Source organism: Bradyrhizobium sp. BLXBL-03 (genome assembly GCF_051853015.1).
GTDB classification, from domain to species: Bacteria; Pseudomonadota; Alphaproteobacteria; order Rhizobiales; family Xanthobacteraceae; genus Bradyrhizobium; species Bradyrhizobium manausense.
In genome coordinates this window covers 702,724-724,633 of record NZ_CP182470.1, presented here as the reverse complement: position 1 = coordinate 724,633, position 21,910 = coordinate 702,724, and the positions used below count along the sequence as shown (strand labels likewise).

The 21,910-nt window shown below is 64.4% G+C and carries 21 protein-coding genes; 6 read left to right on the top strand and 15 right to left on the bottom strand.

Features of this window, described 5'->3' with window-relative positions; translation table 11 throughout:
* Positions 1 to 27: 27 nt before the first annotated feature.
* Positions 28 to 468 carry an antibiotic biosynthesis monooxygenase family protein gene (locus ACNJX9_RS03460; RefSeq protein ID WP_057744442.1) on the bottom strand — a complete coding sequence of 147 codons (441 nt, stop codon included), beginning with the start codon at positions 466 to 468 and terminating at the stop codon, positions 28 to 30.
* Positions 469 to 760: 292 nt separating this feature from the next.
* Here ACNJX9_RS03460 and radC point away from each other — a divergent pair, with 292 nt between their 5' ends.
* A complete protein-coding gene (radC, locus tag ACNJX9_RS03455; RefSeq protein WP_439407804.1) occupies positions 761 to 1,468 on the top strand; it encodes a RadC family protein in 708 nt (235 codons plus the stop codon).
* A 29-nt stretch (positions 1,469 to 1,497) separates the two neighbouring features.
* Here radC and ACNJX9_RS03450 read toward each other — a convergent pair whose 3' ends face one another.
* On the bottom strand, positions 1,498 to 3,051 hold the full coding sequence (locus tag ACNJX9_RS03450) for a serine hydrolase domain-containing protein (protein ID WP_439407803.1): 1,554 nt from the start codon (positions 3,049 to 3,051) through the stop codon (positions 1,498 to 1,500).
* A gap of 174 nt (positions 3,052 to 3,225) precedes the next feature.
* Between ACNJX9_RS03450 and ACNJX9_RS03445 the strand changes: the two genes are divergently transcribed.
* On the top strand, positions 3,226 to 4,014 hold the full coding sequence (locus ACNJX9_RS03445) for a DUF4239 domain-containing protein (RefSeq protein ID WP_439407802.1): 789 nt from the start codon (positions 3,226 to 3,228) through the stop codon (positions 4,012 to 4,014).
* Between the two features lie 24 nt (positions 4,015 to 4,038).
* On the opposite strand, the gene ACNJX9_RS03440 is transcribed toward ACNJX9_RS03445, so the two are convergent.
* The 9 genes from ACNJX9_RS03440 to ACNJX9_RS03400 form a co-directional block, all read right to left on the bottom strand.
* Positions 4,039 to 4,344: a hypothetical protein gene (locus tag ACNJX9_RS03440; protein WP_271620742.1), complete on the bottom strand. Its 306-nt coding sequence runs from the start codon at positions 4,342 to 4,344 to the stop codon at positions 4,039 to 4,041.
* A gap of 215 nt (positions 4,345 to 4,559) precedes the next feature.
* On the bottom strand, positions 4,560 to 4,934 hold the full coding sequence (locus ACNJX9_RS03435; protein WP_439407801.1) for a hypothetical protein: 375 nt from the start codon (positions 4,932 to 4,934) through the stop codon (positions 4,560 to 4,562).
* A gap of 100 nt (positions 4,935 to 5,034) precedes the next feature.
* Entirely contained in the window at positions 5,035 to 6,315 is a 1,281-nt protein-coding gene (locus ACNJX9_RS03430; protein WP_439407800.1) for an RNA polymerase sigma factor, read from the bottom strand.
* A gap of 31 nt (positions 6,316 to 6,346) precedes the next feature.
* Positions 6,347 to 6,748, bottom strand: a complete 402-nt coding sequence (locus ACNJX9_RS03425; protein WP_439407799.1) for a YciI family protein — start codon at positions 6,746 to 6,748, stop codon at positions 6,347 to 6,349.
* Positions 6,749 to 6,899: 151 nt separating this feature from the next.
* Positions 6,900 to 7,592 carry an AprI/Inh family metalloprotease inhibitor gene (locus ACNJX9_RS03420; RefSeq protein ID WP_057744426.1) on the bottom strand — a complete coding sequence of 231 codons (693 nt, stop codon included), beginning with the start codon at positions 7,590 to 7,592 and terminating at the stop codon, positions 6,900 to 6,902.
* Entirely contained in the window at positions 7,592 to 8,581 is a 990-nt protein-coding gene (locus ACNJX9_RS03415) for a 2-hydroxyacid dehydrogenase (protein WP_220001362.1), read from the bottom strand. Before ACNJX9_RS03415 ends, ACNJX9_RS03420 begins: the two co-directional genes overlap by 1 nt.
* Positions 8,581 to 9,399, bottom strand: a complete 819-nt coding sequence (locus ACNJX9_RS03410; RefSeq protein WP_439407798.1) for an ABC transporter permease — start codon at positions 9,397 to 9,399, stop codon at positions 8,581 to 8,583. The genes ACNJX9_RS03415 and ACNJX9_RS03410 overlap by 1 nt, the downstream gene beginning before the upstream one ends.
* Entirely contained in the window at positions 9,396 to 10,211 is an 816-nt protein-coding gene (locus tag ACNJX9_RS03405; RefSeq protein WP_439407797.1) for an ABC transporter ATP-binding protein, read from the bottom strand. The genes ACNJX9_RS03410 and ACNJX9_RS03405 overlap by 4 nt, the downstream gene beginning before the upstream one ends.
* Positions 10,212 to 10,417: 206 nt before the next feature.
* The gene (locus ACNJX9_RS03400; RefSeq protein ID WP_439407796.1) at positions 10,418 to 11,440 is read right to left on the bottom strand and encodes an ABC transporter substrate-binding protein; all 1,023 of its coding nucleotides are present in this window, start codon (positions 11,438 to 11,440) and stop codon (positions 10,418 to 10,420) included.
* Positions 11,441 to 11,578: 138 nt separating this feature from the next.
* Here ACNJX9_RS03400 and ACNJX9_RS03395 point away from each other — a divergent pair, with 138 nt between their 5' ends.
* From ACNJX9_RS03395 to ACNJX9_RS03385, 3 genes are all read left to right on the top strand, one after another.
* Positions 11,579 to 12,385, top strand: coding sequence for a creatininase family protein (locus ACNJX9_RS03395; RefSeq protein ID WP_439407795.1), 807 nt, complete (start codon positions 11,579 to 11,581; stop codon positions 12,383 to 12,385).
* Positions 12,386 to 12,524: 139 nt separating this feature from the next.
* On the top strand, positions 12,525 to 12,788 hold the full coding sequence (locus ACNJX9_RS03390; RefSeq protein ID WP_057744551.1) for a hypothetical protein: 264 nt from the start codon (positions 12,525 to 12,527) through the stop codon (positions 12,786 to 12,788).
* 406 nt (positions 12,789 to 13,194) lie between these two features.
* Positions 13,195 to 15,162, top strand: a complete 1,968-nt coding sequence (locus ACNJX9_RS03385) for a carbohydrate porin (protein ID WP_439407794.1) — start codon at positions 13,195 to 13,197, stop codon at positions 15,160 to 15,162.
* A gap of 9 nt (positions 15,163 to 15,171) precedes the next feature.
* On the opposite strand, the gene ACNJX9_RS03380 is transcribed toward ACNJX9_RS03385, so the two are convergent.
* On the bottom strand, positions 15,172 to 17,247 hold the full coding sequence (locus tag ACNJX9_RS03380) for a methyl-accepting chemotaxis protein (RefSeq protein ID WP_439407793.1): 2,076 nt from the start codon (positions 17,245 to 17,247) through the stop codon (positions 15,172 to 15,174).
* A gap of 214 nt (positions 17,248 to 17,461) precedes the next feature.
* Here ACNJX9_RS03380 and ACNJX9_RS03375 point away from each other — a divergent pair, with 214 nt between their 5' ends.
* The gene (locus ACNJX9_RS03375) at positions 17,462 to 18,760 is read left to right on the top strand and encodes a hemolysin family protein (RefSeq protein WP_439407792.1); all 1,299 of its coding nucleotides are present in this window, start codon (positions 17,462 to 17,464) and stop codon (positions 18,758 to 18,760) included.
* 27 nt (positions 18,761 to 18,787) lie between these two features.
* Here the strand turns inward: ACNJX9_RS03375 and ACNJX9_RS03370 are convergent, their stop codons facing one another.
* The 3 genes from ACNJX9_RS03370 to ACNJX9_RS03360 form a co-directional block, all read right to left on the bottom strand.
* Positions 18,788 to 19,030 (bottom strand): PilZ domain-containing protein, encoded by a 243-nt coding sequence (locus tag ACNJX9_RS03370; protein WP_439407791.1) that lies wholly within the window; start codon positions 19,028 to 19,030, stop codon positions 18,788 to 18,790.
* A gap of 98 nt (positions 19,031 to 19,128) precedes the next feature.
* Positions 19,129 to 20,817 (bottom strand): FMN-binding glutamate synthase family protein, encoded by a 1,689-nt coding sequence (locus ACNJX9_RS03365; RefSeq protein WP_430648612.1) that lies wholly within the window; start codon positions 20,815 to 20,817, stop codon positions 19,129 to 19,131.
* Between the two features lie 280 nt (positions 20,818 to 21,097).
* Positions 21,098 to 21,871, bottom strand: a complete 774-nt coding sequence (locus tag ACNJX9_RS03360) for a ferredoxin--NADP reductase (RefSeq protein WP_057744545.1) — start codon at positions 21,869 to 21,871, stop codon at positions 21,098 to 21,100.
* Positions 21,872 to 21,910: the final 39 nt, after the last annotated feature.

Sequence of the window (21,910 nt, the reverse complement as noted above, 5' to 3'; positions counted from 1 at the left end):
AATCGAGATCGCAGCGCCACACACGGGTCAGGCATGATTGACCTCGACGACTTCGCACAGGATGGTCTCGGCCTTGGCGATCGCGGCCAGGCGCTGGATGTAAGGCGCGAATTTCGGATCTTTGCGGAAATTCTCGATGTCCTGGGCGTTCCGCCATTGCGAGTAGTTGACGGCGCGGCCGCCCTCCTTGCCGGCGTGGACGCTGGACGAGATGAATCCGGGCTGCTTGCTGAAGAAGTTCTCGGTGCCCTCTTTCAGGAGCTCGACCAGCTTTTGCTGGTTACCAGGCTCGACCGTGAAGACGTTGACGAGGGTGGTGATGTCGCTGCCGGTGCGGATGGTGGCTTCCATGTTCGAACTCCTGGTCTGGCTGTGGGACGGGACGATCTGGGCGGCGAGCAGGGCGCCGGCCCCGAGCCCGGTGGCAACGATGGCGCGTCGCGACGGCGCGGGTTTGTTCTCTGGCATCGATGTTCTCCTTCCAAGACTGTGCTGGCCGCTCGGTGGGTTCACATCGCTGAGACGAACGGGGACGTGAAAAGGAAACGGTCGGCGCGAACTTTTTTTGCTCAATCCGCCCTCCGGCGCGGTGTTGGTGAACACGACGACGGTCAGCCTTCGCGACGGGATCGACGAAAAAGCTCTGGACTTGGGCACAGTTGAAGGTCCAGCCCGCCCTTCCGGCGATTTTGCGAGCGCACTCTGCTTCATCGCAATTGGCGGTTGCAAAAGCGACAATCCGCGGCAATGCTGGCGGGCGATGCCCGCCAAGACCGATGCCGACAAAACCAACCTAGAGGACACGCCGCACTATCTCGGCCATCGCGAGCGGCTGCGCGAGCGCTTTTACAGCGCCGGCGCGGACGCGCTCAGCGACTATGAGCTGCTCGAGATGGCGCTGTTTCCGGCGCTGCCGCGGCGCGACACCAAGCCGCTGGCGAAGACGCTGATCAAGACCTTCGGCTCATTCGCCGAGGTGGTGCATGCCCCGGTGGCGCGCCTGCGCGAGGTCGACGGCGTCGGCGAGGCCGCGGTCAACCAGCTCAAGCTGATCGCGGCGGCGGCGCATCGCGTCGCCAAGGGCGAGGTCAACAGTCGCAACGCGCTGTCGTCCTGGAACGAGGTGATCGCCTATTGCCGCACCAGCATGGCCTTCGCCGACAAGGAGCAGTTTCGCCTGCTGTTCCTCGACAAGCGCAACCAGCTGATCGCCGACGAGGTGCAGCAGACCGGCACCGTCGACCACACTCCGGTCTATCCGCGCGAGGTGATCAAGCGCGCTCTGGAGCTGTCGGCGACGGCGCTGATCCTCGTGCACCCCTCCGGCGATCCTTCGCCCTCGCAGGCGGACATTCAGATGACCAAGGCGATCATCGATATCGCCAAGCCGCTGGGGATTGCGGTGCACGACCACATCATCGTCGGCAAGAACGGGCATGTGAGCTTGAAGGGCATGCGGCTGATCTGAGGCCCCGTTGCGGGACCGCGACGGCTTCACTATCCGCCGGGCTCACTGTCTACCGAAACGTCGCGGCCTTCCCGATCCTTGGCGTGCAGAATGAGCCTGTCACCGTCGAACGACAAGGTCCATTTCTGTAGTTCATCCATTCCGACCGCCTGGCGCTCGATCTCAAACGTCTTGTCGTTCAACCACTTCCCCTTGGTCGCAAATACTCCGGAGGCGGTCAGCTGTCCCTTGCGATACAGACCATCAAGTCCAATCGGATCGCTAAACTGGAGCAACTGTCGACCTCGATCCCGCGCGTATGCCTGGAGATCATAGTGCGGATTTGGATCGATGAGGGTCAGCGACAGCGATTTCACACCCAGCGCATTCGCCGGAAATTTGTAGGTCTTTCCCGATATTGCCGATGCGATCTCGGGCGTAGCCCCGACCACCGTCGCCGTTTCGGTCGATAGCTCGCGAATCTTCTCCGCGAGCAGATTTGCGCCGGCTGCGTCCGGAGGCAATGCCCCTTCGGATTTCACCGCACCGGCAATCAAATCTGCCAGCCTGCCCAACGGACAAAAGTCTCTGGCGGTCGTGACCGCAACGATGTCCAGCCGCGGCAAGACCATGATGAGCTGGCAATGATATCCGTCCGCGATGTAGACATTCTTTTCGGGAAGCGCCCAGAACAAGTTGGAGTACCGCAGGTCCGGTGCCCGGGGCATATTCATGTTCACGGTTGCATGGTTGACCTTGTCGATCCAGCCGGGTGGAAGCAGCGACTTGTTCTCCCACTGGCCGTTGCGCAAATAAAGATAGCCGATCTTGGCCATGTCGCGGGGCAGTAATGCCAGACCGAATCCGCCGATCGGAATGCCCTGGGGATCGCGCCACCAGTTCGAGACGCTGATCCCGAGTGGGCCGAACAGCTTTGCCTTGGCATAGTCTGCGGTGTTCATCCCCGCGAGCTTGGCAATGATGGCGGACAGTACATGCGTACCCCCGCTGTTGTAATTGAAGATGTCGCCCGGCGTGCTCGACATTGGGCGATCAAGGACGAATTGGGTCCAGTCCTGCTCACGGCTCATCTCGATCATCGTATCGGGGCGCCCGTCCAGCGGCTCCTTCCAGTCGAGGCCGGAGGTCATGTCGAGCAGGTTCTGAATCGTTATGGCTTTCTTTCTGTCATCAACATTCGCGATGGCGCGATCGCCAAAAAAATCCAGCATCGGATGGTCGAAGCTGTCCAAGAGGCCGTCCTTGCGGGCGATCGCAACCAGGGTGCCGACCACCGCCTTGGTAGCGGAGTTTATCCGGTGCGGAATGTCGGCGGCATACGGGGCGTAATAGGCGTCCAGCACGATTCGTCCGTGCCGGACCAACAGGAGGCTGTCGAGGCTGCGGGTTGCGCCGAAATCAAGCAATTTGGCAAGCGCCGCCGAATCCATGCCCTGCTCTTCCGGCGTAGACGTTTGCCATTGCCGTGTCGGCCAGATGATTGCGGCTTCGTCCTGCGCATAGACCGAATGGCTGCAGATCGAAGCCGCGAGCCCGAACATAGCAAGCGCTGCGCCCGAAACGGCAAATCGTAGCTTTCGCATGGAGCCTCGCCGACTGATTGCAGCATAAATCTTCTTCTACCGAGGCCCCGACTGTCAATTGCCGCATCCGCGCAGCGAGTGCACGATCACATTATCATCCGGCGTAAGCGGGACACGCCAGGCCGCGAGGGGTTGCGGCTGATTTTCGCCCACGAATCGCGTAGCAGGAACCGCATGAGCGATTGGCTACACAATTTGCCGGTGCCCTTGATGGCGCTGGTGATCTTCGGCTTCACCTATCTTCTGGCAGCAATGGCGTTCGTCGCGGTCGCGCTGGTTGCCACGAAGGAGCGCGCGGCATCGCTGAAGGCGATCTCGCCCGGCATGCTGCCGGTGCTCGGCATCATCTTCGGCCTGTTCGTCGCCTTCACCGCGGCGCAGGTCTGGGGTGACAGCGATCGCGGCGGCGCCGCGGTGAGCCGCGAGGCCAGCGCGCTTCGAAGCGCCATACTGCTTGCGGCCGGCCTGCCGGCGGAGCAGGACGCAAAACTACGCGGACTGGTGCACGACTATGTCGAACAGGCCGTCGCGCAGGAATGGCCGATGATGGCGCACCAGGAAGCCTCGCTGAAGGCGACGCCGGCGCCGCTCGCCGAGGCCCTGCAGATGGTCGTCACGATGGCGCCGCAAGGTCGCGCGCAGGAGACCACGCAGCGCGAGATCCTCGCTGCGCTGGAGCAGGCGCTGGACGCGCGCAGGCAGCGCATCGTCGTCAGTCTCGCTTCGGTGAATGCGGTGAAATGGTGGTGCCTTTATCTCCAGGCTCTGTGCGAACTGCTGGTGATCGGTTTCGTGCATTGCGACAACCGCCTGGGATCGGCGATCGCGATGGGCCTGTTCGCGACCGGCGTCGCGACTTCGGTGCTGCTGATCGCAGCGCACGACCGTCCGTTCACCGGCCAGATCTCGATCTCGCCGGAGCCGCTGCGCCAGATCATGCCGGAAGCGCCGGGCAGGTCCTAGACGAAAGCGCCAGTGCCGACCGGTTCAGTAGCAGTATCGCGGATCGACCGGGACGTAGCGGCCGTCGGGGCGCTGCATGTAGCAGCCGCGCTGATAGGCATAATAGCCGGAGCGGCGGCGTTCGCCTTCGGCGGCGATCGCAGCGCCCGTGCCGGCGCCGACGACGGCACCGATGGCCGCGCCGCGGCCACCGCCAAGCGCGCCGCCCAAGATCGCTCCGCCCACGCCGCCGATGATGGCGCCGCCGACGGCGTCCTGCGCCAGCGCATCATGGGCCGGGATGGCAAAAGCAACCGAGAAACACACCGCAATTCCAAGGCGTCGAAGCATCCCGAATCCTCCATCTGATGGCCAGTCATAACGGCTGGGACGATGCCGGGCCAGAATATTGTTTGGACCCGGCGCGCCCCGCGGCTTGCGCCAAGCACCCCCCTGTCGCGACGCCCATGGATGACCATTGGTCCCCTCAGATCGAGGACCCTTTGTCCAGGGTGAAAGAGAGCACGATCGCGTCCGGCTCTACCGGAAAGGGGCGATTGCGACGGCTAAGGATCGAGCCAGCGCTGCACGGCCTCCACCGTGTCGGCGGGCGTCGTGTTGAAGCAGATGGCAGCCTGCGGCGCCAGGTGATGGACCAGGTTGAGCACTTTCTCGAACAGCAGCAGCCGCTCCTTCGGCTCGCGCAGACCCGCGCCGATGACGACGCAGTCGAAGTGCTCCTCGCGCAGCGCCGCCGTCACGGCAGCTTCAGCGGTGGCATCGAGATCGATCAGGCAGCTCGTGACCTCGTAGCCGAGGCCGCGCAGGCGCAGGAGCTGCGCTTCGATATAGTTGCGCACGAGCGCCGGCGTGAGCTGCGGAAAGGTGCTGTCATCCGCACTGCCGGGTTCGATGCCGATCGCAAGGACGCGCTTGGCCATTGCAGGATTCCCTGATCCGACCGTCTTCATTGCTAACAGACTGCCGACCGACCGGTTCCCGGGGGGCTCCTGGCGATCACACGCTTGCGCGGATCATGCTCTAGAGAGACTGATCGCCGAGCGCCGCGGCGCGGCGCTGCATCAGCGCGCGCTCGCGTCCGTTGGTCGCAAGATGCGCGGCGGCTGCAAAAGCCTGCCGCGCTTCTGCGAGCCGTCCAAGCTTTTGCAGCAGGTCGCCGCGTACCGCCGGCAGATGATGATAGCTCGCCAGCGCCGGGGCGCCGGCGACCGCATCCAGCACGTCGAGGCCGGCTTGCGGCCCTTCCGCCATGCCGACGGCGACCGCACGGTTGAGCTCGATGATCGGCGAGCGCACCAGCCGTGCCAGCTCGGCGTAGAGCTGCGCGATGCGCTGCCAGTTGGTCGCTTCCGCCGTCTCCGCCCTGGCGTGGCACGCCGCGATCGTGGCCTGGAGCGCGTAGAATCCGCCGCTGCCGCCGAGCTCGCCGGCGCGTTCGAGCGAACGCAGGCCGCGGCGGATCTGCAACCAGTCCCAGAGCGCGCGATCCTGATCCATCAGCAGAACAGGATCGCCGTTCGCGTCGGTGCGGGCACGGGCTCGCGAGGCATTCAAATCCATCAAGGCGACGAGGCCGTGCACTTCCGGCTCGTCGGGTGCAAGACCCGCGAGCACGCGCCCGATGCGCAGCGCCTCGTCGCAGAGCTGCGGACGCAGCCATTGCTCGCCGCGCGCCGCGAGATAGCCCTCGTTGAAGATCAGATAGACGACCTCGAGCACCGAAGCGAGACGCTCCGACAGAGCCTCGCCGGATGGCGTCTCATAGGCCAGACCGGAATTCGACAGCGTCCGCTTGGCGCGAACGATGCGCTGGGAGATGGTCGCCTCGGGCACGAGGTAGGCGCGCGCGATCTCGCAAGCGGTGAGGCCGCAGATCATGCGCAGCGCCAGCGCCGCGCGCGCCTCGCGCGACAGGATCGGATGACAGGCCGTGAAGATCAGCCGCAGCAATTCATCGCCGATGTCGTCGTCGAGCGCGGCATCGAAATCGGGCACGATGTCCTGCTCCTGCAACATGTCCCGCGCCAGCATGGCGTGCTTGTCGCTCAGCATCCTGCCGCGACGCAAATGATCGAGCGCACGGCGCTTCGCTGCTGTCATCAGCCAGGCGCCGGCATTGTCCGGCACGCCCGTGATGGGCCACGCCTCCAGCGCCGCCACCAGCGCGTCCTGGGTCAGCTCTTCCGCAAGCGGCACGTCGCGCAGCATCCGCGACAGCGTCGCGATCAGCCGCGGCTGCGCCACGCGCCAGGTTGCGAGAATCGTGGCACGGACGGCTTGATCGATGTCGGCGGCCGTCATCGCCGCCGACCATGACGCGCGATGCTGTCCATCAGGCGTGGGCAGCCGCCTTCGCGTTCACCTCGCAGCCGCCGTCGACATCAGGCGTGGCGAACGCCCGCAATTCGCAGGTCCCGTCCCAGCCCGGCATGTGATCGAGGTGGAGCTGCATGAATTCCTTGGCCATGGCCAGCGCCTCCGCCTTGTCGCGCAGCTCGAAAATGGCGTAGCCGCCGACCACTTCCTTGGCCTCGATGAAGGGACCGTCGATCACGCTGAGCTCGCCGTCGACGATGCGCACACGGGCGCCGGATGCAAGCGGCATCAAGCCGCCATTGTCGAGCATCCGGCCGGCCTTGATTTCCCGCTCGGATATTTTCTGCATGGCCTCCATCAGCGCGGGGCTGGGGCCTTTCATGGGCTGGCTGGAGGTGACGATGTACATGAAACGCATGCAAAACTCCTGGTAAAGCGAGACGCGGCCGGTTCGGCCGCGCGATCAGCTCGCTACCCAGATGACGATCCAGCCGGGGCCGGGTCGACATGGCCTCAGAAAAAATTGGACCAGTGGAAAATTGCGGGGCAGAAAGGTTAACGGACCGCGCCTATTGGCGCAGCATGATCAGGGGATCGGCCGTGTCGGGAACCCGCCGCCATTGCGCATTGTCGTCGGCCTCGAACTGCCAGACCTCGCCCGATTTGGACATCAGGATGATCTGGCCGCGCTCGAGCCGCCATTGCGTCGGGTTGAACTGGGCGATGGCCGCATCGCATTTCGGCTTGAGGAAGACCTGGAAATTGTCCTGATCCGCCTCCGTGTTGGTCAGCGTTATCCCGCAGATCGGCTGGCCATTGCCCCGGACCATCGCCCAGTCGCCGATCATCTGGTCCATCGACTTGGCCATCGAGCGGGCGGCGGCGAGATCCTGCAGGATGTAGACGCCCTCGCCCTGGCGCAGGCCCTCGAAGATGCCGGCCTCGACCTCGGTGAAGTCGATCACGGATTCACCTGACGCATCCTGCAGGCGGACGATATCGAGGCCCTTGATGCTCCAGGCGACGATATCCTTGGTGAAGGGCAGCGCGGCCTTGCAGGCCGGCTCCAGCTCGAGCCTGAAGCCTTGCGCGGCGGCATCGCCCTTCATCGTGACGACGCAGGTCTTGCTGCGTTCGGTGGTGGAGAGCTCCCACTGCCCGACCATCTCCTTCTTCAGGGTTGTCGTATCCTGCGCATGTGCGACGCCGGTCGCGGCCAACAGGGCCGCGACGGCGAATGCAACGGCCCGAACAACTTGCATCAGCGCCCCTTGAACGGCGTCTCGGCAACCGGCGTCAGCGGCGGCTTGCCGGAGAACCATGATTTGAGGTTGTCGACCACGAGCTGGTCCATGGCGTTGCGCGTCACCACCGAGGCCGAACCGATATGCGGCAGCAGCACGACGTTCTGCATGGCCTTGAGTTCATCAGGCACGTTCGGCTCGGCCGCGAACACGTCGAGGCCGGCAGCGAGGATGGTGCCTGACTTCAGCGCCTGGACCAGCGCCTGCTCGTCGACGACAGAACCGCGGGCGACGTTGACCAGCACGCCGCGCGGGCCGAGCGCCTTCAGCACCTCGGCATTGATCATCTTTTCGGTCGAGGCGCCGCCGGGCACGATCACGACAAGCGTGTCCACCGCCTTGGCCATCTCGATCAGATCAGGGTAGTGCTTGTAGGAGACATCCTTGGACGGATTGCGCGAGTGATAGACCACCGGCACCAGCGAGGCATCGAGCCGGCGCGCGATGGCCTGGCCGATCCGGCCCATGCCGACGATGCCGACCTTGCGGTCGCGCAGCGAGCCGACGCTGAGCGGATAGTTCTGCGTGTGCCAGAGGCCTGAGCGCACGTAACGATCGGCCTTGATGAATTCGCGCAACGTGGCGATCAGAAGGCCCATCGCGACGTCGGCGACCTCCTCGGTCAGCACGTCAGGCGTGTTGGTGACGATGATGTTGTGCTCGGCGGCGTATTTGGCGTCGATATGGTCGTAGCCGACGCCGAAGCTCGCCACCATCTCGATCTTGGGCAGCTGCGACAGCGAATCCTTGTCGGCGCGGACGGTGTGATAGGTCACCGCGACGCCGCGGATCTTGTCGCGGATCGCCGGCGTCAGCCGCTCGAGGTCACCGCGCGTCTCGGCCTTGTGCACGACGAAATGATCGGAAAACCCGTTCTCGAGGATCGGCCGCGCCGGCCCATAGATCAGAAGGTCGATCTTGTCGGACGAAATCGAACCGGTAGACATCAGGTTTCCTTTCCAAGCGCGCTCTCATGCCAGCGCCGTAAAACGAGGTGGGAAATTAGCGCCAGCACCCCATAGATGACAATCCCGGCCAGCGACAACAACAGCAGCGCCGCGAACATGCGGGGTATGTTCAAGCGATAGCCCGATTCCGCGATCCTGTAGGCAAGGCCCGAGCCGGCCCCCGCCGTTCCCGCCGCGATCTCGGCGACGACGGCGCCGATCAGCGACAGGCCGCCGGCGATGCGCAGGCCGCCGAGGATATGGGGCAGCGCCGCAGGCAGCTTCAGGAAGCGCAGGGTCTGCGGCTTCGAGGCGCCATAGAGCTGGAACAGCCCGGCGAGATTGCGGTCGACCGAATTGAGCCCGAGCGTGGTGTTGGACAGCACCGGAAAAAAGGCGACGATGAAGGCGCAGACGACAACGGCGGTCTGCTGCTCCAGATAGATCAGCAGCAATGGCGCGATCGCGATGACGGGCGTCACCTGCAGCACGACGGCATAGGGGAACAGCGAATATTCCACCCATTTCGACTGGTTGAACAACAGCGCCAGCGCGATGCCGCCGATCCCAGCGGCGACGAATCCTTCAAGCGTCGTCAGCAGCGTGGTGGCGAGCGATTGTGACAACACAGCCCAGTCCTTGATCAGCGTCAGGACTATCGCCGACGGCGCCGGTAGCACATAAGGCGGAATCTCCTTGACGCGAACCACGAGTTCCCAGGCGGCAAGGCCGGCCGCAAACACGATGACGGGCAGCACGAAGCGCACCGCGCTTTGCGCGCCCGACGGCTTTGCGGCGACGGCAGCTTGCGCGTTCATAGTGTCGACCGCCCTGAATAGGACGGCGCGAGCGCGGCCGAGACGCGCCGGCAATAGTCAGAGTACGCGGTGGACGTCCGGAACTCCTCGCCGCGCGGCTCGACGGTCTCGATGCGGATGTCGGCCTGAATGCGGCCGGGCCGCGCCGTCATGACCACGACGCGCTGCGACAGATAGACGGATTCGAACACCGAATGGGTGACGAAGATGACGGTCTTGCCGAGGCTGCGCCACAGCGCGAGCAGATCGTTGTTGAGGCGGAAGCGCGTGATCTCGTCGAGCGCGGCGAACGGCTCATCCATCAGCAGGATATCAGGATCGGTGACCAGCGCGCGGGCGAGCGACACCCGCATCTTCATGCCGCCGGATAATTCGCGCGGAAACGCATCGGCGAAATCGGCAAGCCCAACGCTCGCCAGTGCCGCATCGGCGCGTGCCCGCCCTTCGGCCTTGGCGATGCCGCCAAGCTTCAGCGGCAGCCGCACGTTCTCGCGCACGCTGGTCCACGGCATCAGGGTCGGCTCCTGGAACACGAAGCCGATGCCATGACCAATTTGGACATCACCCTCATGGCGCGACACCCGCACCGCGCCCGATGATGCCGGGCTGAGCCCCGCAATCAGTCGCAGCGCCGTCGACTTGCCGCAGCCGGAGGGGCCGAGCAGCGAGATGAACTCGCCTTGGGGCACCGCGAGATCGAGCGGACCCAGCGCCATGACGCCGTTGTCGTAGACCTTCGTCACGCCGCGCAGGTTGACGGCAAGTGCCGTCAGGCCGGCCTCGATCGTCGACGAAGGTCTGCGCTCTACCATCGGGCGCTAGCTGTTGTGGGGCTCGGTCGAGCAGCGCCTCTCGCCTCTCCCCATCGGGGAGAGGTCGGCGCGCAGCGCCGGGCGAGGGGGCGCAGGTCCCACGAGAGAGCGTAACCCCTCACCCGGATCGCATCTATCGATGCGATCCGACCTCTCCCTATGGGAGAGGTGAACCAAGCCACCGCTATTCCCGATCCGATCATACGCTACGGCTTGTTCGGGCGCAGCTCGACGCCGACGCCCTTGTTGACGAAGCGCAGCGTGTAGGACTTGCGGAAGTCGAGATCGCCCTTCACCACGCCGGCCTTCACCATCTTGTTGAAGAATGAGGTGTAGCGCTCGTCGCTCATCGCGCCGATGCCGCTCTTAAGGGCGTCGCCGGAATCGACGATGCCATATTCCTTCATCTTGGCGACGGAATAGGCCAGCAGATCGTCGGTCATTTCAGGATTGAGCTTCTTGATCATGGCATTGCCGGCGGAATTGTCGCGGTAGATGTAATTGTACCAGCCGACGATCGAGGCATCGACGAAGCGCTGCACCATGTCAGGCTTCTTTTCGACGATGTCGCGCCGGGTCTCGATCAAGGTCGAATAGGTGTTGAAGCCGGCATCGGCGAGCAGGATGACGTTGGGCTTGAAGCCAGCAGCCTTCTCGACGGCGAAGGGCTCGGAAGTGACGTAGCCCTGCATGGCACTCTTGGGGTTCGCGATGAAGGGCTGCGGATTGAAATTATAGGGCCGGACGTTCTTCTCGCTGAACCCGTATTCGGACTTGAGCCACTGGAAATAGCTGCTCATGCCCTCCTTGGAGACGAACAGCGTCAGCGGCTTGAGATCCTCGAGCTTGGTGACCTTCGCATCCGGCTGCGACAGCAGCACCTGCGGGTCCTTCTGGAACATCGCGGCGATGGTAACGACGGGGACGTTATTGGCCACCGCGTCGAACGACATCAGCGTGTTCGCCGCCATGAAGAAATCGATCTTGCCGGCGATCAGCAGCATGCGGTTGTTCTCGTTCGGGCCGCCGGGCACGATGGTGACGTCGAGCCCGTATTTCTGGTAGGTGCCGTCGGCGACCGCCTGGAAGAAGCCGCCATGCTCGGCCTCGGCGACCCAGTTGGTGCCGAAGCTGACCTTGTCCAGGGTCTCGCTGCGCGCCGGCAGGATCGATACGACAGAGGCCAGCAAGCCCGCCGTCAATGCTCGCCGCAGATGGGAAGGGCTCATGAATGCACTCCGTGGATCGCTTCTAGCCGATGTGACAACAACGCGATAAAACCGCAATATATCAGGGGACGCGAACCGGCCGGGCCCGCGTCCCCTGATAACCCAAACTACGTGACAAATTCGGGCAAAGAAACCTTGATGACGCCTTCGCGCGACTGGACCGAGATCCGCTGGGCCGATGCGAGCCATGCGGACATTTCGCGTTGGATCGCGGTGCTGCCGCTGGCGGCAACCGAGCAGCACGGCCCGCATCTACCTCTCGAGACCGACGTGCTGATCGCCGAAGCCTATTTTGCGCGCGTGCGCGAGCTGCTGCCGGCGACGTTGCCGGTGACGTTCCTGCCGATTGAACGCGTCGGCATCTCCACCGAGCATATCGACTATCCTGGCACGCAGACGCTGCCGAATGAAGTGGCGCTGAGGCGCTGGACCGGGATCGGCGAGGACATCGCGCGACGTGGCGTCAGAAAGCTCGTCATCATCACCAGCCATGGCGGCAACAGCGCGGCGATGATGCTGGTGGCGCAGGATCTTCGCGCGCATCAAAAACTGTTCGTGGTGACGACATCGTGGTCGCGGCTGTCGGCTGCCGACAAGCTGTTCCCATCGGATGAAGTGCGCCATGGCATTCACGGTGGCGCGGTCGAGACCTCGATCATGCTGGCGCGCTATCCCGACCAGGTGCGTGCTGACGCGATCGCGGATTTTGCCGCGAGCAGCATCGCGATGGAGCAACAATATCGCTGGCTCTCGACCCAGCGGCCCGCGCCCTTTGCCTGGCAGGCGCAGGATCTCAACGCGAGTGGCGCCGTCGGCAACGCCACGCTGGCGGTGCCCGAGAAAGGCGAGCAGCTGCTCGACCAGGGCGCGCGCGCCTTTTGCGAGCTGCTGGCTGAGGTCGATAAATTCGACGTGAGCAGGCTCGCCAAGGGCCCGCTCGGCTAGCCGACATCCATCTGAAATCACTCGCGAAAGCGCCGGTTTTCCGAGCCGGGCCGAGCATCTTCGAACCGGATCGGCCAAGCCTCCGTCCAATTGGGCACGCGGACCACAACGGACCGCCTCAACCCGGATGGAGTTTCACATGTCGATCAAGACCAGGATTGCCGCCGTCGCTCTCGCAACCCTCACCATCACCGCTGGCGTCGCTTCCACGACCTCGACCGCTCAAGCCAAGCCGCTCGGCTGGGGCTGGGGCGTCGGCGCCGGCATCGCCACCGCCGCCATCGTCGGCACCGCGATCGCCGCCAGCAACGAACCCTATTACTACGGCTATCACCGCTGCGGCTGGGTAGCCCAGTACAACGCCTTCGGCCAGTACATCGGCCGCGTTCGTACCTGCTACTGATCTGAGGTTCTGAGGCCGATCTTACGTGGATCCTGCGTCCGGCACGGGCGCCTCATCCACCCCGTGTCGTGCCCCCGACCCGCCCGGTTGTCCCCCCGGGCGGGTCACCCTTTTTGGGGCGTCGGGAATTCGTTGCAATACCGTCACATGAGGATGCGAACCATCCGCTGCGACATTCTGGACGAGTTGCTATTGCAAATTATTAGCAATAACGTCTGATGAGCGCGGGGCGGGATTGAAATCGCGTCGAAACGAGTTCATCTCGTTCGATCGCGCGAACAGCCAAGGTCCTGATGACAGAATCGCCGCGAATCGGCAGGGATGTCGCGGCGGCTGGGTTACATTCGCGTCTTTGGGCGCGTGCTTGGGGGCGTGCGTTTTGACGTTGAGAAGTCATCGACACCAGTTGTGGCGGACGGCGGCGGCCATCACCGCCGGCGTGCTGGCTTTTCCCGCGGCCTGCCGTGCGGCTGACCTGCCCCTGAAGGCGCCAGCGCTGAAGGCTGTCTATGACTGGACCGGCTTCTATATCGGCGCGCATGTCGGCGTCACCCGCGGCACCTCGTCGGCGACGCTGACCGATCCCACGATCGCAACCGACAACAACGTCTTCACCGGCGCGACCGGGGGCGTGCAAGCCGGCTATAATTGGCGCCTGAATTCTGGCCTGCTGCTCGGCCTGGAGGGCGACATCTCCTTTCCGAATTACCTGCCCTCCAACCATGTCGTGTCGTCGGCTGCGACGGCGCTGTCGAGCGCGGAAGAGCGCTGGGACTATGTCGCGAGCCTGCGCGCCCGTCTCGGTTACAGCACTGGCAATTGGCTGTTCTACGCGACCGGCGGCGCGGCCTTCGCCGGCGAGCGCTTTCTCTCGACGCCGACGGGCGGCAATGAAGAGAAGGTGCTGAACACCCGGTTCGGCTGGATCGCGGGCGGCGGCGTCGAATACGCCTTCGCGTCGCACTGGAGCGCGCGGCTCGAATATCTCTACAGCAAGTTCGAGCACGCCAACGTCACGTTCGCATCAGGCGGGCAATATTCGTCGTCGATGGATTTCCAGAGCCTGCGGATCGGCCTCAATCGCAAGATCGATTGGCCGGGCATGCCGAGCTACAATCCGAAATCCGATATTACCGACACCGAATCGAGCCGTTGGGAAATCCACGGCCAGTCGACCTTCCTGCCGCAGGGACATCCATCCTTCAGCGCGCCCTATACCGGGCCGAACAGCCTGACGACGTCGCCGGATTTGCAGGAGACATGGAGCAACTCGCTCTATCTCAATGCACGGCTGTGGGACGGCGGCGAGGTCTATTTCAATCCGGAGCTATTGCAGGGATTCGGCTTCAACAACACCACGGGCGCGGGGGGCTTTCCCAACGGCGAAGCGCAGAAATCCGGCTTCCCCTATCCGCACTTCAATGCCTCGCGTCTGTTCGTGCGCCAGACCTTCGGCTTCGGCGGCGAGCAGGAAGAGCTTGCCAGCGGTCAGCTTCAACTCGCCGGCAAGGCCGACATCTCGCGACTAACCTTGCAGGTCGGCAAATTCTCCGTGGTCGACGTGTTCGATGGCAATGCCTACGCGCACGATCCGCGCAAAGACTTCATGAACTGGTCGATCTGGGCGTCCGGCGCTTTCGATTATGCCGCCGACAAGCTCGGCCTGGGCTATGGCGCCACCGCCGAATTGAACCAGAAGCAATGGGCGTTGCGCGCGGGCTACTTCCTGATGGACGCCGTGTCCAACTCGAACAATTTCGACATGAACATCGGCCGTCGCGGCGAATATGTCGTGGAGCTTGAGACGCGCTATTCGCTGTTCGGCCAGCCCGGCAAGCTGCGCACGCTCGGCTTCGTCAACAGCGACTTCTCGGGCAGCTATCGCGAGACCCTGGACAACCCCGCGTTCGGCGTCGACATCACCCAGACCCGGCGCGGCCGCCTCAAATACGGCTATGCGCTCAACCTCGAACAGGCTGTTACCGACGACATCGGGGTGTTCGGCCGCTGGAGCTGGAACGACGGCCGCAACGAGATCATGGCCTTCACCGATATCGACCGCAGCCTGTCCGGCGGCGTCTCGGTGAAGGGCACCAAATGGGGCCGGCCCGACGACGTCGTCGCCATCGCCGGCGCCGTCAACGGCCTCTCGCAGGACCATCGTGACTTCCTCGCCGCCGGCGGTCTCGGTCCGCTGATCGGCGACGGCGCGCTCAACTACCGGAACGAGCGCGTGCTGGAAACCTACTACGCCTATGCGCTGAACAAGGCGCTGACGCTCACCGCCGACTACCAGCTCATCGTCAATCCCGCCTACAATGCCGATCGGGGGCCGGTCTCGGTGTTCTCGGGGCGGCTGCACGGGGAGTTCTGAGCACGCCTCTTATGCGGCTCGGATCGCGTCCAGGAACTTTCCGACCTCGCTCTTGAGACGGGTGCTTTCGCCGGACAGCGATCTGGCTGCCGCGAGGACGTTGGCGGATGCCGATCCGGTCTGGTTTGCGCCGTGCTGCACGTCGACGATGCTGGCGGAAACCTGCTGGGTGCCGCGCGCAGCCTGCTGCACGTTGCGGGAAATCTCGCGTGTCGCCGCGCCCTGCTCCTCGACCGCCGAGGCGATCGCGGATGCGATCTCCGACATCCTCGTAATCGTGTCGCTGATCGCCTTGATGGCGCCGACGGACTCCTCGGTCGCGGCCTGGATGCCTGAGATCTGCTGGCTGATCTCGCCGGTGGCCTTGGCCGTCTGTTCGGCCAGCGCCTTGACCTCGGAGGCGACCACCGCGAAGCCGCGTCCGGCCTCCCCGGCCCGCGCCGCCTCGATGGTGGCGTTGAGGGCGAGAAGGTTGGTCTGGCCCGCGATCTGGCTGATCAGCTCGACGACGTCACCGATCCGCCCCGCCGCCTTGGCGAGCTCGCCGACATGATCGTTGGTCCGCTCGGCCTGCTGCACGGCTTCCCCGGCGACGCGCGCGGAGTCCTGAACCTGCCGGCCGATCTCGTCGACCGACGAGGCCATCTCCTCCGCCGCTGCCGCAACGGTCTGCACGTTGGTGGAGGCCTGCTCGGAGGCCGCCGCGACGGTGGCGGTGACCTTTTCCGATTGATCGGCGGCGCTCGTCAGCGTTCCCGCTGAAGTCTCCAGCTCCGAGGAGGCCGACGCGACCGTGTTGATGACGTCGCCGATCATGGCCTCGAAATCGCGCGCGATCTGGTCCATGCGCTGGCTGCGCTTGAGCTTCGCCTCGGCCTCGACCGCAGCGGCCACATCTGCAGATTTTTGAGCGAGCAGCGAATCCTTGAAATGCCGCAACGAGCCGGCGACCTGACCAATCTCGTCGTCGCGGCCGGTGGCCGGAATCTCGACCTCGTGTTGTCCGGCGGCGAGCGTGCCGATCACGCCCGCCAGCTTCGCCAGCGGCGTCACAACGCGGCGACGCAGCATCAAGGTCACACCGGCCAGCGTGCCGAGCAATGCGAGCACGGCAACGGCCGCGAGCGCGAGCATCGCCAGCGCACCGCTGCGGGCAGCCGAGGCGCGCTCGGCCGCTTCCGCCAGGGCGGCGTCGCGCACTCCGAAGAACATCTGGATGGCGGGCACGATCACGTTGGCAAACTCATCGTTGGTGATGCCGTACTTGCCGTCGGCGCGCGCAGCGGGCATCTCCTTTTCAACTACTGGCGCAGCTCTTCCAAAATAGGACTCGCTCGCCGCCTTGAACGCGGCGGCGATGCGCGGCGGATTGCCGAGCTGGTCGATGCCGGCCGCGATCCGCTCGCGATCGGCCTCGACACGCCCCTGCATGCGATCCATCAGAGAGAACTCAGCCGTCACCAGCGGTCGATGTGCGGTCAACGCCGGGGCCAACGTCGCGGCGCGATTGCCGGCCGAGACGCGAAGATCCTGCGCCGTCCTCGCCAGGCTCAACAGCGCCGCCAGCGAGGAATCGGCATCCACGACCCTTCCCTCCAGCCGGTTCATGATCGGTTCGATACCGGCGATGACCTCGGCAACGGCGGGAAGGAAGCCCTTGATCGCAGCGCTGTCGCGCGCAGCGAGAGGAACGCTCATCGCGCGGTCTGCAGCGGTGGTGATGTCCTTCAGCCGCCGCGCTGTGCGGTCGAGGTTTTCGGCCATCGGAGCGCCGTCATCCAGCATCAGAAGGGCGCGCCTTGCGCTCTCGAAGGAGGCTTCGGCCGCTTTCGCAGCCTTGGTCGTGGCGTCGGTCTGAGCCTGCGTCGCAGCTCCCTCCTGAAAGATGGGAGAGATGTAGGGGGCACGAAGGCCGGCGACGTGTTGGCTGACCATGAGGATCGTGCCGAACGCATCGACCCGCTTGATCGCGTCGGATCGGTCGGTGAAGATGCGGGCCTGGGGTATCAGCACCTCGGCGCCAAGGATGACCGCAAAAACCGTCACCGTCAGCATCGACAGCGCGAAAAGCTTCCCTATCCGCATCCTCAGGTCCTCGAACAGATTTCTGCAAATTGTCAGAAAATCTAACGGGCGGCGGCTAAGAGCCCGTTAAGCAGGGTTCCGTAGTTCCGCGGAGTGTCAGATGGACGGGGGCGCGGGAACGGCGGCGCCTGATGCGACAGAATGCCGGCATTTTCCCCCAGAATACCTATATCAGCGCGGTCGAGCCGCCACACTCCCTTACCTTGGAAGGTCAATGCTCTCCGTCGAACTCATCATCGTCGTCGTCCTGATCGTCATCAATGGCCTGCTCTCCATGTCGGAGCTGGCCGTGGTCTCATCGCGCCCGGCGCGGCTGTCGGTGCTGGCCGCCAAAGGCGTACGCGGTGCCGAGCGCGCGCTGACATTGGCCGCCGATCCCGGCAAGTTCCTTTCGACCGTGCAGATCGGCATCACGCTGGTTGGCGTGCTCTCCGGCGCCTTCTCCGGCGCGACGCTCGGGCAGCGGCTGACGCAATGGCTGGTCGAACTCGGCGTGTCCTCGGGCATTGCCGACATTGTCGGTGTCGGCATCGTCGTCACCATCATCACCTACGCGACGCTGATCGTCGGCGAGCTGGTGCCGAAGCAGGTGGCGCTGCGCGACCCCGAGAGCATCGCAGTGAAGGTTGCGCCCGCGATGCACGTGCTGGCGCGGGTCTCGCTGCCGCTGGTGTTTCTGCTCGACCTCTCCGGCAAGCTGATCCTCACCCTGCTCGGTCGTGGCGGCAAGGCGGAAGAGAAAGTGTCGGAGGACGAGATCCATCATCTCGTCAACGAGGCCGAAAGCGCCGGCGTGCTCGAGCCCGGCGAGAAGGAAATGATCGCGGGCGTGATGCGGCTCGGCGACCGCCCGGTCGGCGCGGTGATGACGCCGCGCACGGAGGTCGACGAGATCGATCTGAACGATGATCAGGCGGCGATCCAGGCGCTGATCACCAGGAGCCCGCATTCGCGCTTTCCGGTGTGCGACGGCGATCGCGACAAGCCGATCGGCGTGCTCCAGGCCAAGGATCTGCTGGTTGCCTATATGCGCGAGCGCACGCCCGACCTGCGCGCGCTGGTGCGCGAGACGCCGATCATTCCGGCATCCGCCGACGCGCGCGACGTGCTCGCGATTTTGAAGGCCGCGCCCGTGCATCTCGGTCTCGTCCATGACGAATACGGCGCCTTCGAAGGCGTGGTGACGGCGGCTGATATTCTGGAATCGATCGTCGGCGCCTTCCATTCCGAGGAAGGCCCACCGGAGCCGGCCTATGTCAGGCGCGCGGACGGCTCGCTGCTGGTCTCGGGCTGGATGCCGGTCGACGAGTTCGGCGAGCTCTTGAGCGTCCAGCTGCCGCCGCATCACCGCTACAACACGGTAGCCGGCCTCGTGCTGCAGCAATTCACCGTGCTGCCCCATGTCGGCGACGCCTTCGACTTCGCCGGCTGGCACATCGAGGTGGTCGATCTCGACGGCCGACGGATCGACAAGATTCTGGCGAGCCGGCGGGGTGAGGTGGAGACGGGGTAATTTGCCGCGCGCAGCAAGCGCAAAGCCTCACCCGAACCGCACCCCGATCCGCTTCTCCTTGCGCCACACCACCGTGCAGGGCAAATGCGCGCCCTCGGCCTTGATGTTCAGGGTGAAGCGCTCGGGAATCCCGACCGGGCTGGTGACGTCGAGGGCCGCGCCGGTGTCGGAGAAATTGCGGACGGTGCAGTCGATCGCGCCGCCGCCGAACTCAATGGTTCCCCCCTTCAATACGCGGTGCCTGGCCTTGCTGCGTCGTTCTTCGTCCATCGGAACATTTTACATCCCAAGCTGACACAAGGGTTAAAACGCAACCCCGATGCCAGCAAATTTAGGCCAGCGCGACTCCTGGTATGGCACGGAAACCCTCACGGCAGTGGCTGGAACGACGCCGCCTGGGCCAGCCGCCAGGCATCGCGGAACCGCGGATCCTCGGTGCCTTCGAGCAGCTCGCCCGGCCGCAGCGCCGGATAGAGCTGGGCAAAGGATTGCACCTTGGTCGTCGACGTCCTCTGACTGAAGTGGATCGGGCGCAGCTCCTGCGGATGTTCGAGGCCGGCGGCAGCGATCAGCTCGGTCAGCGAGTGCAGCGTGGCGTGGTGATAGTTGGCCACGCGGTCGATCTTGAGCGGCACGTAGAGCGCGCGTGCCCGGGTCGGATCCTGGGTCGCGACACCGGTCGGACAGCGGTCGGTGTGGCAGCTCAGCGACTGGATGCAGCCGAGCGAGAACATGAAGCCCCGCGCCGAATTGCACCAGTCGGCGCCGATCGCCATCGCGCGGGCCATGTCGAAGGCGGTCGCGATCTTGCCCGATGCGCCGATCTTGATGCGGTCGCGCGCGTTGATGCCGATCAGCGCGTTGTGGACGAAATTGACGCCCTCGCGCATCGGCATGCCCAAATGGTCCATGAATTCCAGCGGCGCCGCACCGGTGCCGCCTTCATTGCCGTCGACCACGATGAAATCGGGATAGATGCCGGTCTCCAGCATCGCCTTGCATATGGCCAGGAATTCCCAGGGGTGGCCGATGCAGAGCTTGAAGCCGGCCGGCTTGCCGCCTGAAAGCCGTCGCATCTCGGCGACGAACTGCATCATGCCGGTGGGAGTCGAGAAGGCGCGATGCGAGGCCGGCGAAATGCAATCCTCGCCCATCGCGACGCCGCGGATCTTGGAGATTTCTTCCGAGACCTTTGCCGCCGGCAGCACGCCGCCATGGCCGGGCTTGGCGCCCTGGCTGATCTTGAGCTCGACCATCTTGATCTGGTCCTGGCTCGCAACCCGCGCGAACGCCTCCGGATCGAAGCTGCCGTCGCGATGGCGGCAGCCGAAATAGCCGGAGCCGATCTCCCAGATGACGTCACCGCCCATCTCCGCGTGATAGGGGCTGAAGCCGCCCTCGCCGGTGTCATGGGCGAAAGCGCCCTTCCTGGCGCCGGCATTGAGTGCGCGCACGGCGTTGGGGCTGAGCGCGCCAAAGCTCATCGCCGAGATGTTGAACACCGAGGCCGAATAGGGCCTTGCGCAGTCCGGCCCGCCGATGGTGACGCGAAACTTCTCCTCGGCATGCGCCTTCGGCGCAACCGAGTGATGCATCCACTCATAGCCCTCGCGATAGACATCCTCCTGGGTGCCGAACGGACGCTTGTCGAGTTGCATCTTGGCGCGCTGATAGACCACCGCGCGGGTGTCGCGCGAGAACGGCATGCCGTCCTTCTCGCTCTCGAAGAAGTACTGCCGCATCTCCGGGCGGATTTCCTCCAGGAGGAAACGGATATGCGCGGAGATCGGGTAGTTGCGCAGCACCGCGTGGCTCTTCTGCATCAGGTCGCGGACGCCGAGCAGCGTCAGCGCGCCGAAGATGCAGATCGGGACCAGCAGGATGTCGAAGATCCTGCGGTCGGCGATGGCGATGCCGATCAGGAGTGCGGTGATGACGGCGCAGATCGTCAGGACGATGAAGCGCGGCGAGAATGGCAGCAGAAGGGTCTCCATGATCCCCTCTTCCGCCAGCGGCAAACGTTTGGGCAATTCCTGCGTCTTGTTGTTGTCGGCCACGATTCCCACCCTCTCGCCAGCATCAGGCGGAACGATACGCCCGCGCCTGTCATACGGATATGACGCAGCGCTTGTTTCAGGCTAGCGAATTCGCCCGAGAAAAATCAATCCACCGAGAGGTTGGGCTATTGCACTGCAGCAGAGGCGGGGATGGAAGGAGCAGCTGGCCGGCCCCTTAACGGGGCTGCGCGAAGACCGACAACGACCAGCCTTCGCCCGATTCGACTCGGTGGCGACGGATCCTGGCTTTCGCCAGCACGACGCCGAGAGCGAGCGCCGATCAACGCTCGACGAACGCCTTCTCGATCACGAAATGGCCGGGCTTGTTGCCGCTTCCTTCGACGAAGTCACGGCTCTCGAACATCGCCTTCAGCTCTTCCAGCATCGCCGGGCTGCCGCACATCATGATGCGATCGGTCTCGATGTTGAGGGGCGACTGCCCGATATCGTTGAAGATCTGCTCGGAGTTGATGAGGTCGGTGATCCGGCCACGATTGCGGAACGGCTCGCGGGTCACGGTCGGATAATAGATCAGCTTGTCGGCGAGCAGCTCGCCGAACAGCTCGTCCTCGCGCAAATTCGCGACCAGCTTCTCGCCATAGGCGAGCTCGGAGACCTGGCGGCAGCCGTGCACGAGCACGATGCTCTCGAACTGCTCATAGACCTCGGGGTCCTTGATCAGGCTGGCGAAGGGCGCAAGGCCGGTGCCGGTCGAGAGCAGCATCAGCCGCTTGCCGGGGATGAGGTTGTCGGTGATCAGCGTGCCGGTCGCCTTGCGGCCGACCAGGATGGTGTCGCCTTCCTTGATCTTCTGCAGGCGCGAGGTGAGCGGGCCGTCCTGCACCTTGATCGAGAAGAACTCGAGCTCTTCCTCGTGATTGGCGCTGGCCATGCTGTAGGCGCGCAGCAGCGGGCGGCCATCGACCTCGAGCCCGATCATGGCGAACTGGCCGTTCTGGAAACGGAAGCCGGTGTCGCGCGTGGCGCGGAAGCTGAACAGTGTGTCGGTCCAGTGCTGGACGGAAAGAACCTTCTCTCGGTAAAACGCGCTCATGATTTTCGATATTCCGAATGTCTTGCGGTTTTCGGGCAA

Bases quoted from the DNA above. Each gene is read 5' to 3' on its own strand.
- ACNJX9_RS03460 (WP_057744442.1), bottom strand. From the start codon at position 468: ATGCCAGAGAACAAACCCGCGCCGTCGCGACGCGCCATCGTTGCCACC.
- radC (WP_439407804.1), top strand. From the start codon at position 761: ATGCCCGCCAAGACCGATGCCGACAAAACCAACCTAGAGGACACGCCG.
- ACNJX9_RS03450 (WP_439407803.1), bottom strand. From the start codon at position 3,051: ATGCGAAAGCTACGATTTGCCGTTTCGGGCGCAGCGCTTGCTATGTTC.
- ACNJX9_RS03445 (WP_439407802.1), top strand. From the start codon at position 3,226: ATGAGCGATTGGCTACACAATTTGCCGGTGCCCTTGATGGCGCTGGTG.
- ACNJX9_RS03440 (WP_271620742.1), bottom strand. From the start codon at position 4,344: ATGCTTCGACGCCTTGGAATTGCGGTGTGTTTCTCGGTTGCTTTTGCC.
- ACNJX9_RS03435 (WP_439407801.1), bottom strand. From the start codon at position 4,934: ATGGCCAAGCGCGTCCTTGCGATCGGCATCGAACCCGGCAGTGCGGAT.
- ACNJX9_RS03430 (WP_439407800.1), bottom strand. From the start codon at position 6,315: ATGACGGCCGCCGACATCGATCAAGCCGTCCGTGCCACGATTCTCGCA.
- ACNJX9_RS03425 (WP_439407799.1), bottom strand. From the start codon at position 6,748: ATGCGTTTCATGTACATCGTCACCTCCAGCCAGCCCATGAAAGGCCCC.
- ACNJX9_RS03420 (WP_057744426.1), bottom strand. From the start codon at position 7,592: ATGCAAGTTGTTCGGGCCGTTGCATTCGCCGTCGCGGCCCTGTTGGCC.
- ACNJX9_RS03415 (WP_220001362.1), bottom strand. From the start codon at position 8,581: ATGTCTACCGGTTCGATTTCGTCCGACAAGATCGACCTTCTGATCTAT.
- ACNJX9_RS03410 (WP_439407798.1), bottom strand. From the start codon at position 9,399: ATGAACGCGCAAGCTGCCGTCGCCGCAAAGCCGTCGGGCGCGCAAAGC.
- ACNJX9_RS03405 (WP_439407797.1), bottom strand. From the start codon at position 10,211: ATGGTAGAGCGCAGACCTTCGTCGACGATCGAGGCCGGCCTGACGGCA.
- ACNJX9_RS03400 (WP_439407796.1), bottom strand. From the start codon at position 11,440: ATGAGCCCTTCCCATCTGCGGCGAGCATTGACGGCGGGCTTGCTGGCC.
- ACNJX9_RS03395 (WP_439407795.1), top strand. From the start codon at position 11,579: ATGACGCCTTCGCGCGACTGGACCGAGATCCGCTGGGCCGATGCGAGC.
- ACNJX9_RS03390 (WP_057744551.1), top strand. From the start codon at position 12,525: ATGTCGATCAAGACCAGGATTGCCGCCGTCGCTCTCGCAACCCTCACC.
- ACNJX9_RS03380 (WP_439407793.1), bottom strand. From the start codon at position 17,247: ATGCGGATAGGGAAGCTTTTCGCGCTGTCGATGCTGACGGTGACGGTT.
- ACNJX9_RS03375 (WP_439407792.1), top strand. From the start codon at position 17,462: ATGCTCTCCGTCGAACTCATCATCGTCGTCGTCCTGATCGTCATCAAT.
- ACNJX9_RS03370 (WP_439407791.1), bottom strand. From the start codon at position 19,030: ATGGACGAAGAACGACGCAGCAAGGCCAGGCACCGCGTATTGAAGGGG.
- ACNJX9_RS03360 (WP_057744545.1), bottom strand. From the start codon at position 21,871: ATGAGCGCGTTTTACCGAGAGAAGGTTCTTTCCGTCCAGCACTGGACC.